Origin of the sequence: Actinobaculum sp. 352, from assembly GCF_003957265.1 — a bacterium.
Taxonomy (GTDB): domain Bacteria; phylum Actinomycetota; class Actinomycetes; order Actinomycetales; family Actinomycetaceae; genus Asp313.
Genome location: NZ_RQSN01000005.1, coordinates 39,567 through 51,758, shown reverse-complemented (window position 1 = coordinate 51,758; position 12,192 = coordinate 39,567). Strand labels below are relative to the sequence as shown.

Here is a 12,192-nt window from a genome sequence, read left to right as displayed (position 1 = left end):
ACGGCCACGACGTCGTCGGCAACATGCCTACATCACTTCAACGCGTCTCCGCTCCTACTTGCGGCCCGGTGGCATGTAAATACATCCACGCCACCACACTTCCCGCGAGCACGAACAGCCAGGCGAGGCCATAGAAGGTGGCATTCGGTTCCCCGCCGGAGAATCCCATGGCGACAGTCGATGCCGTCAGCGGAACAAACATCGCCTGTGATAGTGATTCGACCATAACGGACGCTCCGGCGATCTGCTCCATGGAAATACCGTCGTCAACGGCCGGCTCGTCAAAGAAGATGTTGAGCGTATCGACATAGGTGGCACCCATACCCAGACCACACACGGCCCATAAAACGAGAATCACAGTTGTGGCATTAGCCGTGCCAGAAATGCCGATGCACATTCCGACCATAGCGGCGGCGCCGAGCGCGATAAGTGCCACGCCCACCCCGGAGCGGAGCCGATAACTCCGCGGCGATCCCGCCGGGCGTATACCGCACAGCACTCCCATCACGGCCCAGGTAAGTCCTCCCGCTAGAAGAATCCACCCCAGCGTGCCGACCTGCGCATGGTACAGATCATGCGCCGTCAGCCCGACCAGCTCATTCGCCGCAAAGTAGGCCCCGGTCAGAAAGAACATTCCTGCCAGTGCACGTTTGCGCGGCACCTGGGCCGTAAATGTACCGCGAGGTAGAAGCGCAACCGATGCCCGCAGTAGAAGCGCGACTCCCCCGGCAATGCAGAGGCCACGCAGCGCCCCGGCCACCGGCAACACGGTCAGGGTCACAGCAACAGATAGAACCAGCACTTGTGCGAAGGGGATCGGTGCTTTTCGTGTCGTTTGTTTGCCATCAAGGTTCAATGCCACCACGAACCTGGCCGCAATCAGTAAGGGCAGGTAGATCAGCATCGCCCATCGCCAGGAGAACAGTTGTGTTGCCCAGGCCGCGTATGTTGGTCCGACGATTGATGCCACCACCCAACTAGCGGATGAAAACGCAAGCGTGAGCTGGCGCGCTCTGCCAGATAGCCCCAGAGCGACAGCGCCCAGCGATGCCATGGCAAGGCACGAGGCGGATAATCCTCTTATAAACTGCCCGATCAGATAGATGCCGATATTGGGCGATGTCGCACTGATAATCGCTCCCGCGCACAGAAACGCGGTGAGTACCAAAAGAAGCCTCGGAAGCCGAAACCGTTGCAGCAGCGCAGCCCCGACGGGTAGTCCCACCATGCTTGCCACGGAGGCCACCCCCATGACCAGACCGTAGTAGTCCTGGGATCCGAACTCGGCCGCCATAATCGGAAGGATCAACTGGCTGAGATAGGTCTGCATTCCCGCGATCAGCTCTAGAAGGATGACGGCTATCGCGATAAGAAGGCCTTTACGCTTCTTCGGCACTAGCACTCACCGCCTCCGTACTCCGGCGTGTATAAACTCGGTCTCGACCTCCGGCCATAGATCACCCTTCAGCCAAGCGGTGCTCCAAGTCGGCGGCATCATCCCAGGTATCAACGTCCATAGATACATTGTCGGTATCGGGGACCTCGATGACGGGAAGGTCGGCAAACAAGGCACGTGCGGAGCTGTTCCGGGTGTCGCCCCGCAGAGTATCAGCCAGTTCCTCGGCACCGTAGACACCGTTGAGATACTGCCGGAAGGTCCTACCGTCCGGCCGCTCGCGCATGTCTGAGGCCGCCCGGTTGACGACCTCGCCAGATACCGGAACCGCTCCGGCCGCGCGCGGATGTGCGGAGAGTTGGCGGAGCAGTTCCGGATACAGGCGGGGCGCAAGTGGTGCATCGCAGGTCAGCAGGGCGACGACGGCGCGGCGGTGCACTCCCACATGTTCTTTCAGCTCCGCCAACCCTGCTGCCAATCCCGCAACGGGACCGCCCAGCGGCGGATCTTCCAAGGTACGATGCACATCCGGCGGCAGCGCCACGCCGTCGGGAGCCACAACCACGATCTTCGGCACTGGCACAACAGCCGAATCGTGTTGCGCGCCGCCCTGGGCTACCGCGATGCAGGCACGTCCCACTTCGGCCAGTGCAAGATCGAGGAGGCGTTGCCCACCGACGACGACATCGGGCTTGGACACGCCACCCAGGCGCATTCCGGTTCCGCCCGCCAACACGATCACGCCCACCAGCTCCAATTCCCCGACGCCGCTTTGCGGCTCATATCCCGGGCGGTACCACGTTCCGGAGCGCCCACCCGACTCGTAGATGATCTTGCAATCGATGATTTCGGCCGAGCGATCCACGCCTTTCACCATGTCAATCACGGCTAGTGCCGCTACATTCGCGGCGGTCAGCGCCTCCATCTCCACCCCGGTTCGCCCTGCCGTACGGACCGTCGCCGTAACGTCCACGCGATCACGCTGCAGCTGCAACTCGACCTCGGCGCCGTGAATCTCAATGGAGTGCGCCAGGGGCAGCAATTCCGGTACTCGTTTCGCCGCCTGGATACCGGCGATTCGGGCGACGGCGAGCACGTCGCCTTTCGGCACTGTTCCCTCGCGCAGTGCCCGCATCACATGTTCTGAGCAACGCACGGATGCCACCGCCGTCGCTTCGCGTACCGTGATGTTCTTCGCCGTCACATCCACCATATGTGCTTCGCCCGCCTCAGTGAGGTGGGCGAAGCGCGGTGCGAGTTCATTGTCGGGAGCGCCGCCTGCAGTGGGTGCCTTTCCGAGCGCGCCGCCTTCATCCGGAGGAAGGGGCTTACTATGGGCGAGCGGCGCACCACCGCCCATCATCCCGCCCTCATCCTGAGGCGCACTGTCGGGCTGTGCACCACCACCCCGCGGTGTCGCTTCATCTGCCATTTATTGCCTTCCATCAAGCCGACGCCTCCGGCTAGGGTAGCGGAGCGTCGTTCGGCCTGCCATTGACTCGCCTTCCGTCACCGCCGCTGTGCTTTCAACCAGAGAACGTCGACGTCGTCACCCGCCGCGACGCATGCTCGATCAGCTGCCACACGGGCCAAACCTGTTGCCAGTGGCAGACTTCCTATCAAATGTGATCCGGATCCGCCGGATGTGGCGGGGGCGATGCGGGGCATATGCGCGATTTGCACGGCAACCGCCGGATCTTCGGTGACGGATTGTTCTTCTGCGGGAGCGGTGCGGGGAAGGCCGGGTATTTCTTTCGAGCCGCCGGTTCCTTCTACCGGGCCGTTTGCCGGGGTTTCCGTGCTGTCTCTCATACCGCCCTTCGCGGCCTGCTTCGCCTCATCTTCCGTTCCATCCTTTGCGGCGCTTCCCGCTTGGTTTTCCGTGTAGTTTCCCGCTTGATAATCCGCACCGTTTCCCTCCGGGAACCCCACCTTTGTGGCTACCCGTACACAGGGCAGGAACTGGACACGGCCCGGCTTTCGCTCCCATCCCGCAGCGGCTCTCGCCGGTTGGAACATCTCCTCGTAGGGGGTGACTGCGCGGCCCAACAGCTTATCGAGCAGCGGTAGTGCGAAGAGCTGCATGGAAACGAATACGCTCACCGGATTTCCGGGCAGGCACAGTATGGGAACGGATCGCCGCTGCATCGCCGTGGCTCCGCCGGCCTGCAACACTCCCCATCCTTGTGGTTTTCCCGGCTGCATGCCGACTTTCTCAAAGAGCACACCTCGGTGCGCAAGTGCGGCTTTCACGACGTCGAAGGCTCCGGCACTGACACCGCCGGTGGTGAGGATCAAGTCCACGTCCATCGCCAGCTCATCCAAGTCCGCGCTGAAGGCAGTCGGCTCATCTCCCGCCCAGTGATGAACCCGGGCGACGGCGTCGTGTTCCTCGACCAGTTGTGCCACCAGCAGCGAGTTGGAGTCCGGGATTTGGCCGGGTAGCAGGTCCGCGCCCGGAGCGCGCAACTCATCGCCGGTGGTCAGCACACCCACGCGTGGCCGGGTGTGGACGGGCGCGCTCGCGTAGCCCAGTGCTGCCAGGGCAGAAAGGTGCGCCGGGGTCAGCACGGTACCCGCTTGGAAGGCGAGGCTGCCTGCCGCAATGTCCTCCCCGGCACGGCGAATATGCGTTCCTGCGCACACAACTGCGGTCGGAGTGATGCTCTCCGGCGGATCAAGCAGCATGTTCTGGTCGGAGTTCTCCGTGAACTCGACCTGCAGGATGGCGTCGGCCCCCGGAGGCAGCGGAGCCCCGGTCATGATGCGCAATGCCGTGCCGGGGCGTAACGGCGGTGGTGTGGTGCAACCAGCGGGGATATCACCGAGAACGGGCAGGGAAATGCCGGGCTGTACATCGGCGGCGCGGATCGCGAAACCATCCATCGCTGAATTGGTGAAGGGCGGGATGGGCAGGCGAGCAGGCACATCTGCTCCAAGGGTCAAACCTCGCGCCTGTGCCAGCGGCACTTCCGTTACAGAGAGTGGACGGCCCAGACTCAGCACGTCCGCAAAGTGTTGCGCAACTTCTTTCACTACTTCCTCGCTTCGCTGCAGTCTCGGACTCCTCGCTTCGCTACCGTCTCCGAGCGTTCCGAAATTGTCCAGACGCGGTCTCCCTGGCCACGAAAGAGCCCCTGCGAGCACACCTCGCCAGCTTCAGTACTGCGGCATGTCCGGATCAATCCGCGTCCACCACGCACGGATCCCACCTTCAACATTGATGGCATCGGCGCCTGCCGCTTTGAGCGCATCAACAGCCTTCTGAGACCGCGCGCCGCCGAGGCAGTACAGGTAGAGCGGACCGCCGCCAAGCTCGGCCCGTGCGGTCTGCGGATCGGCGAGGATCCTGCCGAGCGGCAGATACGCCGACCCGGGAATGGCATTGATGGCGCGTTCGTTTTCCTCCCGCACGTCCACCAGCGTGAAGTCCGTGGTACCGGCCTGCCGGGCAGCCAGCAGTTCGGCGAGTTGCTCTACCGTGACGGCCGACGACGTCGCAGAATTGGCCCCCTGCGCCGCAGCGCCACCAGGAACCCCAGCCTGACGCGGCGACGCAGCGCCGCCCGGCATCGGCGAAGCGCAGGCGGCGCTCAATGCCTCGCCGCGCAGCGGCTCCGGCCTGTCTTCCGCACCATGCACATCAACCATGTCCGTCCTACCTTTCAGAGAGTCGATGACGAGCACCTTTCCGAGCAGTGGCTCTCCCGTGCCTGTCAGCATTTTGATGGCTTCACTGGCCATGATGGCACCCACTTGTCCACACAGCGAACCGAGTACCCCCACCTCACCGCAGGCGGGCACGGCACCGGGAGGCGGCGGAGCCGGGAAGAGATCACGCAGGCACACGCCCGGAGCGGCAACTCCGTGCGCATATGCCCGCTCTCCCGTCCAAAACACAGAGACTTGCCCGGCGTAGCGCAGAATAGAGCCCCACACTTCCGGGATGGAGAGGTCCGAGCATGCCGCATCCACCACGTAGCGGGTGGGGAAGTTGTCCGTACCGTCGATCACCAGGTCATACTCGGCGATAACGTCACGAGCGTTGGATTCGCTGAGACGTTGCGGATACTCGATCACCTGCACGTCCGGGTTAAGACTGCGCAGGTGCGCCGCCGCACTTGTCACCTTCGGCAGGCCTACCGCGTCAAGCGTGTGGATCACCTGCCGGTGCAGATTCGACGGGTCGACGGCGTCGTCGTCGATAATCCCGATGCTTCCCACCCCGGCCGCGGCCAGGTACAACAGGACGGGAGAACCAAGGCCACCGGCGCCCACAACCAGCACGCGCGCACCGAGTAGGCGCCGCTGGGCGAGCGACCCGAATCCCTCCAAGAGGACCTGCCGAGCATAGCGGCCGCGTTGCGCCGCGGAAAGCTCTACCACAGGTTTCGCGAGTGCCTCCACCTCTACCTCTCCTTTTCAGATGCGGCGAATGGACTGCCGGAGTCCTTCAAGTCCCGCACGGGCTTGCCTGAGACCTGAACAGGTTCCTCCGAGAGCTGCACGGGTTTCCCACGTCCCGCAAGGGTTCCCGAGTCTCGCACGGGCTTCCCCGCTTCTCACACGAATCGCCGAGCATCGCCCCACACGTGCACCTTCTATCATGCCGCAATAAACACCCCTAGAATCGTGAATATGTCGCATCCACGCATTAGCGTCATCACAGTGTCCGACCGCTGCGCCCGCGGCGAGCGCACAGACGTGTCCGGGCCGTTAGCTGCCGAACTCTTGCGCCGGTACGGCGAGGTGAACGCGCCGGTTGTCGTGCCAGACGGCATTGCCTCCGTTCAGGAGGCCCTCCGCGCCGCCGTCGCCGGTGGAGCAGACGTGGTACTGACCACCGGAGGCACAGGGATCACTACCCGCGATCTCACGCCGGAGGCAACCACTGCCCTGCTAGCAGCTCGGCTCGGTGGCATCGAGTCGCTATTGCGCGCGAACCCACGCGTTCCAACGGCCGCACTCTCACGTGGAGTTGCCGGAATTATGGAGCACGCCGGTCGGCGGGCCTTCGTCGTGAACGCTCCCGGCTCGACCGGCGGGGTGCGCGACGCCGTCGCCGTTGTCGGTCCGCTTCTCGCACATATCACGGCCGGACTGACGGACGTTGAGGCCACCGCCCCACATCCGCCGCGAGAGGAGACCGCTACCCTGGCGGCCCATCAGCGCCGTGATCGGGCGGAACACGAACTGCGGCAGGACGCTCATGCCAAGGCGACGTGGAAGGCGCAGCACCGCGGCATGCCAGAGCATGGGGACACCACCGTGGTGCGCGCCGAAGTCGTCGATGTGCCGATTGATATGCGCATGCTCGACGACGACGTCGCCTATCCCACCGCGGGTGCGGTTGCAACGTTTTGCGGGCGGGTACGCAACCATGACGAGGCACGAGCGGTGGTATCTATCCACTATGAGGCGCATCCGGATGCGAATGCCGTGATCCGCCGCGTGGCAGAAGAGGTTGCGGAGAAAAGCGGTGCGTGCAGAATCGCGGTCCGGCACCGTGTCGGACTGCTAGAAGTGGGAGATGCCGCTCTGGGCGCGGCGGTGTCAGCCTCGCATCGCCGCGAGGCCTTTCAGGCTTTGGAACAGCTGATTGAAGCGGTGAAGCTGCAGCTGCCGGTGTGGAAGAAGCAGGAATTCGCGGACGGAACACATGCGTGGACAGGCAGCGCGTAGTCGCCCTATCCGCCCGTGAACGGGAGAGGGCTTGCAGGCCTTGAGAGCCGGTAGATTCCGAGCACTTCCTCTGCCAATCGGAGAAAGTACAGCGTGCTGGCAGGCACCTAGCAGGCGCAGAGTGCGCCCGCCCTATCCGCCCGCGAATGGAGGAAGCACGTCGACCATCACATCGCCCGAGGGCAGCGGGGTGTCATCAGCGGCACGCGTGCCATTTACCAGCAGCGCACAAATCTGCAGAGTCGCGCCGAATTCAGGGGAATGGCGGGCAAGCAACTGGGTGCGAAGATCTGTGACGGTGCCCTCGGCGAGCTCCACGGTTTCCTCACGCGTTCCCGCCGCATCAGCTGCGGCGGCGAAGTAACGCATCCGAATCGTCATGCCATTAGCCTAGCCGCCAATGGCGCTCATGGGCCGGGTCGGCTGCAAGAAGGCGGGGTCATCCATGCCGTGACCGGCTTGTTTACCCCACATGGCGTGCCGCCAGATCTCGGCCAATTCGGCGTCGGAAGCGCCAGCGCGCAGCGGCCCGCGTAGGTCCGTCTCCCCCGCCGCGAAAAGGCAGGTGCATATCTGCCCGTCGGCGGTGAGACGGGTGCGGTCGCAGTCACCACAAAACGGCCTGGTCACGGAGGCAATAATGCCGACCCGACCTGCCGGATGCGCCTGCCCGTCGAAGAATCCAGCGGCCACGTCCCATTCCTGAGCGGGGGCGGCACCGCGTTCGGCGGCCGGGCGTGGCGTGAGGGTGAAGTGCTCACTCAAGGCAGCAAGAATGTCATCGGCCGTAAGGAGTTCCTCCCGTTTCCACGAATTCCGGGGGCCAAGCGGCATGAATTCAATAAAGCGGAGCCGGTAGCCTCCGCGCAGGGCCTGAGCCAAGAGCGCGGGAGCCTCGTGCGCGTTGACGCCGGGTAGTAGAACGGCATTGAGTTTGACCGGGTGCAGCCCGGCGGCTGTGGCAGCAGCTGCACCGGCGACGGCGTCGTCGTACCGATTACGACGCGTGAGCTTGGCGTATGTCTCGGCGGAGGCAGCGTCCATCGAGATGTTCACGCGCGCAAGACCGGCCTCTTTCAGCGCGGCAGCGCGATGGGTAAGGCCAAGACCGTTGGTGGTCAGTGAGATATCGGGCGCGGTGCCGAGGTCTGTACGTAGGGCGGCGGTTGCAGCAACGATGTTCTCCAGCCCTTTGCGCAGGAGCGGTTCCCCGCCCGTGAAGCGGACCTCACGGATTCCGAGTTGTTCGACGGCGAGGCGGACCAGGCGGATGATTTCCGCGTCGCTGAGCAGGCGGGCAGTGGGCAGCGGCGTGATCCCCTCGGCGGGCATGCAGTACTGGCAGCGTAGGTTGCACTTGTCAGTGAGCGAAACGCGCAGGTCGCGAGCCACCCGGCCAAAACGGTCGACGAGGCCGGTGGTGGCGGGCGCAGTAGCCTCTTCCAACACCACCGGCTTCGCCCTCGCGGGCGTCGGGACAGACGTGGCGTTCATATGGATCTCTCAGAAAACTCGATTAGGTCGGGCAACTGCTGGGGCCCGTTACGTCCCCAGCGGCTGCCCGTCAAAGCCCCGCTTACGCGGGGTGAAGGGCCAAGTCAAACAACAAGTCTGGATCATCCCCGCGTGAGCGGGGATGATCCCTACCCAGCGGGTTTTGCCCGCCCGGCATGATAGTTGACCCCGCGTGAGCGGGGATGATCCAGCGGCGTAACGCCGTATCCAAACGCTGGAAGGGTTGACCCCGCGTGAGCGGGGATGATCCGCGACCCTGCGCCGCGTCTCGTGCGCCGTCGTCGTTGACCCCACATGACCGAGCACGAACTGGGGCCGCGCAAGCGGCTACGATCTCGCCGGCTACGACCTCGCCGACGGCACGCACGCGCCACCGCCGGATTCCACGCCGGTAGTACCATGGACCACATGGAGCCTTCTTCGTCCGCCGTAACCACGCAGCAACGGTGGCAGATGCGAGTCCTTCCCACCCTCAGGGGCACGATCCTTGATCTCGGTGCGGGCACCGGAGTTTCCGCATCAATGCTGCATCCAAGCGTCCACTGGCTGGCACTTGAGCCCTCTCCCGGACGCCGATTGGCGGCCGCAGTTAATTCCAGACCTGATTCTCAGCTGCTGTCAGCACGCGCAGAGCAGATACCACTGGAGGACGCCAGCGTTGATGCAGCTATCTGTTCCACCGTTCTGTGTTCGGTTGCGGACCCGGCGGCCACTCTGGGCGAAACCATCAGAGTGCTACGACCCGGGGGCGTGCTGGTGTTCTACGAACACGTGGTTGCCGCTCCCGGCTCGAAAGCTCGTCGCGTTCAGACAATGGCACGCCCATTCACCCGACGCTTCGGTCATGGGTGCGACCCGTGCCGCGACACTGCGGACACGATTAACCGCGCCGGCTTCTCCAGTGTACAGCTGCAGACAACACAAATCAGCGGCCTGTTCGGTCCGCTCGCACCGGTCATCCACGGGCACGCAGAACGCTGAGCAGGTACTTTGCCCACTTGGCATCCGCCCAGTAGTATTCATGCGTTCGAGGCACCACACGAGCCGCTACTCCCAAAACACGGATCACACCACCCGCTACTCGCAAAACCCGAAGGAACCCAGCATGGAAAACCTGCACGAGTTCACCGAACGCATCAACTCATTCCAAACTGATTCGGTCCCCGACGAGCCAACATTCGGCCTCCCTCCATCCCTGGCGGAGAAGATTGCTCCACAAACCGGCATGCTACAGCCGTTCCACGGCGATACGGTTGCCTACTTCCTCGACGACGACGCACAAAAACTCATTGGCTCGCTCGCGAAAGACCTTCATACCCACTTCGGAGAGTCTCTCTCGGTTCCGCTACCGGTGGAGATGGCGCATGTGACTCTCCACGATCTTCACGCTTCCCCGAACCGGGAACTGGTATGGCCGTCGATGCAGAGCGGCCTTGCAATCGCAACAGAACTCGTCGCCCGAGCACGCGCAATCGGCCCCATCCGCACAAGGTGTACCGCCGTATTCAATTTGGTGAACACGAGCGTCGTCGTCGGAATCACGGCCGACGACGAGGCCGAGCATCGCAAACTGCTGCAGGCCCGAGCGCTATTCGACGAGATCGTTCCTTCCGAGCGGTTCACGCCCCATATCACCCTCGCTTACTACCGGCCTCACACGCTCACTCCATTGCAGCCGCGCGAGTTCCGCAAAGCGCTCGGCACGATGACCGAGCTCGTCTCGGGCAAACCTATTGTGCTGACACCCGAGCGCCTGCACCTCTTGCACTTCGACTCAATGGGCAATTACTGGGCCGTCCAGCCGACTCCATAACCGCGCCCGCGCATGAGTGCGACTCCTTCCTGTATGTAGCTGTCGAGCCCTCGACTCCATAACCGCGCCGCTGGTTGCGCGCACACCCGAAGGCCGTGCGACGGGCCACCCCTTCACCGACCAACCCGGAAAACACTATGCTTGGGAGGAGCGAAACTTGCGAACTTAGTCGCTGACAGTGCAGCAATCTTCGTCCTGATGGATACGGTAGTCGCACACCGCAGAAATCGCGGTTTCGTGGTCGCCTGAAGGCATCTTCGCTGCGGAACGCTCCGAAGTTCTGAGCGCTTCCCCGTTCAGACAGCGCCTCCGTAACACGGTGGCGCCTCCGCCTATCACAGCAAGGATATGATTATGCGACGTTTCTTCGTTTGGGATGTAGGCGCCCGAGCCGGAAAGGTGGAACGAGACGTCATTCCCCAGACTCCCGAACTCGTCGCGGACGAAGTTGAGAATGACCTGCTCTTTCCCCCTCTTTTCACCGAGGGACCACGTTTCGCCATGGGAGTTCAACCCCTGCCGGAGGGAATCGAACGTCTTGCAGATCTGCCCGACGACGACCCCGAGCAACACCGGTACATGCAGGCTGTCGGCTCCGAGCTGGCCATGACCATTGAGACTCGCGTTCCCGACCCCGCTTGCGGCTACATCCACTACGTGTTGGCACGCGAACCAGTCGTCGATCCGGACCGCTGGGTCCTCTTCTCCTGGGACAACGGTTCCGAGGACCTCATCACCGTGCAGCTCCACCCGGAAGAAATCTTCACTGGGCAGTAGGCCGTACCCGTCTTCCGCAACTACATCCTCACCGGCGAGATTCCTCCCCCGAACCTCCTGCGCCGCATCGACGTCTGAGCGACGACGCCGTCGGCCGGTCCCGAGCGCTAGAACGCCGTGCCAATCGTTGGCCGGAAGCTCTTAGGCTTACCACGACGCAGTTCAATGCCCAGCCGCCACGCCTCAAGCGCAGTGCACACCTGCTCGCTCCAGTGTTCTTTCCCCCTCAATCTGTCCAGCTTTCGGACGGGGATCCCGGAGTGCAGGCTGTATATTCTTGTCCACACCCATGGCTGTTCCTCCTTTCGGTCGCTTATGGCGCATACATGCCACCATTGAAAAGAATCTCCCTGCTACGTCCACAACATGATTCCGTACGCCACTCCGGCTGCAATGGACGCCATGCAGGTCATGGCTACGCTGCCTTTCAAAAATCCCTTAAAGTGGAACCGGTAGTTCTTGTTACCCGTATAGCCTTCCGTTCCGGGAAGCAGGAAGTACTTGCATGCGAGAGCGCAGATCAAGAACCAGTCAACGACGACTAGATCAACAACGTTCCACACCATGCAGATAACCCACACGCGGATAAACATGGGAAGAAATCCCTGCCCCACGTCCCTAATTCCGGAGACACCGAAGAAAACCAACAGGGCGAATGTCAGCGAAAGACTCAAAGTCGCAAACAACATACCGGTTCGCTTCTGTCGGCTCGACGGCGGCTTGATATTCGCTACTTTTCGCACATCTTCGGGATAGTCATGTTCCATGGTGAAGGGAAAACGTCGGACGGATATCGATACTAGTACCATCCACAACGCCGACCAGAGCGCAGACTCTGCGAACAAAAACTCTAGAGCCATTCAGCTTCTCCTCATCCGACTGAGTTCTTGCACAAGCGATGCCTCCCATGCGTCAAGTAGTCATAACAACTCCAGCCGCGGACATCACTGCGCGACCGAGAATAAGGCCCGGACTCACCCGTGTGCAGCCGAACATAGAGTAAACGGAT

10 protein-coding genes and 2 pseudogenes are annotated in these 12,192 nt (G+C 62.7%); 4 read left to right on the top strand and 8 right to left on the bottom strand.

The annotated features are described in order from the left end of the window. Positions 1-37: 37 nt before the first annotated feature. The 5 genes and pseudogenes from EKN07_RS06445 to EKN07_RS06430 form a co-directional block, all read right to left on the bottom strand. Complete coding sequence (locus EKN07_RS06445; RefSeq protein WP_206435689.1) at positions 38-1,402, bottom strand: MFS transporter; 1,365 nt, start codon at positions 1,400-1,402, stop codon at positions 38-40. 55 nt (positions 1,403-1,457) lie between these two features. Beyond that, positions 1,458-2,126 (bottom strand): annotated as a pseudogene (locus tag EKN07_RS12850) (NTP transferase domain-containing protein); the annotation flags it as partial. Positions 2,127-2,183: 57 nt separating this feature from the next. Continuing rightward, positions 2,184-2,645: pseudogene (gene moaC, locus EKN07_RS13020) on the bottom strand (cyclic pyranopterin monophosphate synthase MoaC); the annotation flags it as partial. A 260-nt stretch (positions 2,646-2,905) separates the two neighbouring features. Next, positions 2,906-4,432 carry a gephyrin-like molybdotransferase Glp gene (glp, locus tag EKN07_RS06435; RefSeq protein ID WP_164546621.1) on the bottom strand — a complete coding sequence of 509 codons (1,527 nt, stop codon included), beginning with the start codon at positions 4,430-4,432 and terminating at the stop codon, positions 2,906-2,908. A gap of 123 nt (positions 4,433-4,555) precedes the next feature. Then, positions 4,556-5,803, bottom strand: a complete 1,248-nt coding sequence (locus tag EKN07_RS06430; RefSeq protein WP_126145948.1) for a ThiF family adenylyltransferase — start codon at positions 5,801-5,803, stop codon at positions 4,556-4,558. Positions 5,804-6,034: 231 nt separating this feature from the next. Here EKN07_RS06430 and EKN07_RS06425 point away from each other — a divergent pair, with 231 nt between their 5' ends. Continuing rightward, the gene (locus EKN07_RS06425) at positions 6,035-7,078 is read left to right on the top strand and encodes a molybdenum cofactor biosynthesis protein MoaE (protein ID WP_126145947.1); all 1,044 of its coding nucleotides are present in this window, start codon (positions 6,035-6,037) and stop codon (positions 7,076-7,078) included. 132 nt (positions 7,079-7,210) lie between these two features. Here the strand turns inward: EKN07_RS06425 and EKN07_RS06420 are convergent, their stop codons facing one another. Both EKN07_RS06420 and moaA read right to left on the bottom strand, forming a co-directional pair. Then, positions 7,211-7,459: a MoaD/ThiS family protein gene (locus EKN07_RS06420; protein ID WP_108714822.1), complete on the bottom strand. Its 249-nt coding sequence runs from the start codon at positions 7,457-7,459 to the stop codon at positions 7,211-7,213. 9 nt (positions 7,460-7,468) lie between these two features. Continuing rightward, a complete protein-coding gene (moaA, locus tag EKN07_RS06415; protein WP_126145946.1) occupies positions 7,469-8,572 on the bottom strand; it encodes a GTP 3',8-cyclase MoaA in 1,104 nt (367 codons plus the stop codon). A gap of 429 nt (positions 8,573-9,001) precedes the next feature. On the opposite strand from moaA, the gene EKN07_RS06410 reads away from it, so the two are divergent. The 3 genes from EKN07_RS06410 (at position 9,002) to EKN07_RS13015 (ending at position 11,183) form a co-directional block, all read left to right on the top strand. After that, positions 9,002-9,574, top strand: a complete 573-nt coding sequence (locus EKN07_RS06410) for a class I SAM-dependent methyltransferase (protein WP_164505395.1) — start codon at positions 9,002-9,004, stop codon at positions 9,572-9,574. Positions 9,575-9,698: 124 nt separating this feature from the next. Beyond that, complete coding sequence (locus EKN07_RS06405; RefSeq protein ID WP_126145944.1) at positions 9,699-10,406, top strand: hypothetical protein; 708 nt, start codon at positions 9,699-9,701, stop codon at positions 10,404-10,406. 354 nt (positions 10,407-10,760) lie between these two features. Further along, positions 10,761-11,183, top strand: coding sequence for an NTP pyrophosphohydrolase (locus EKN07_RS13015; RefSeq protein ID WP_240611311.1), 423 nt, complete (start codon positions 10,761-10,763; stop codon positions 11,181-11,183). Between the two features lie 353 nt (positions 11,184-11,536). On the opposite strand, the gene EKN07_RS06395 is transcribed toward EKN07_RS13015, so the two are convergent. Beyond that, positions 11,537-12,043, bottom strand: coding sequence for a hypothetical protein (locus EKN07_RS06395; protein ID WP_108714813.1), 507 nt, complete (start codon positions 12,041-12,043; stop codon positions 11,537-11,539). Positions 12,044-12,192: the final 149 nt, after the last annotated feature.

Coding starts and splice junctions, on each gene's coding strand:
- EKN07_RS06425 (WP_126145947.1), top strand. CDS start 6,035: ATGTCGCATCCACGCATTAGCGTCATCACAGTGTCCGACCGCTGCGCC.
- EKN07_RS06420 (WP_108714822.1), bottom strand. CDS start 7,459: ATGACGATTCGGATGCGTTACTTCGCCGCCGCAGCTGATGCGGCGGGA.
- moaA (WP_126145946.1), bottom strand. CDS start 8,572: ATGAACGCCACGTCTGTCCCGACGCCCGCGAGGGCGAAGCCGGTGGTG.
- EKN07_RS06410 (WP_164505395.1), top strand. CDS start 9,002: ATGGAGCCTTCTTCGTCCGCCGTAACCACGCAGCAACGGTGGCAGATG.
- EKN07_RS06405 (WP_126145944.1), top strand. CDS start 9,699: ATGGAAAACCTGCACGAGTTCACCGAACGCATCAACTCATTCCAAACT.
- EKN07_RS13015 (WP_240611311.1), top strand. CDS start 10,761: ATGCGACGTTTCTTCGTTTGGGATGTAGGCGCCCGAGCCGGAAAGGTG.
- EKN07_RS06395 (WP_108714813.1), bottom strand. CDS start 12,043: ATGGCTCTAGAGTTTTTGTTCGCAGAGTCTGCGCTCTGGTCGGCGTTG.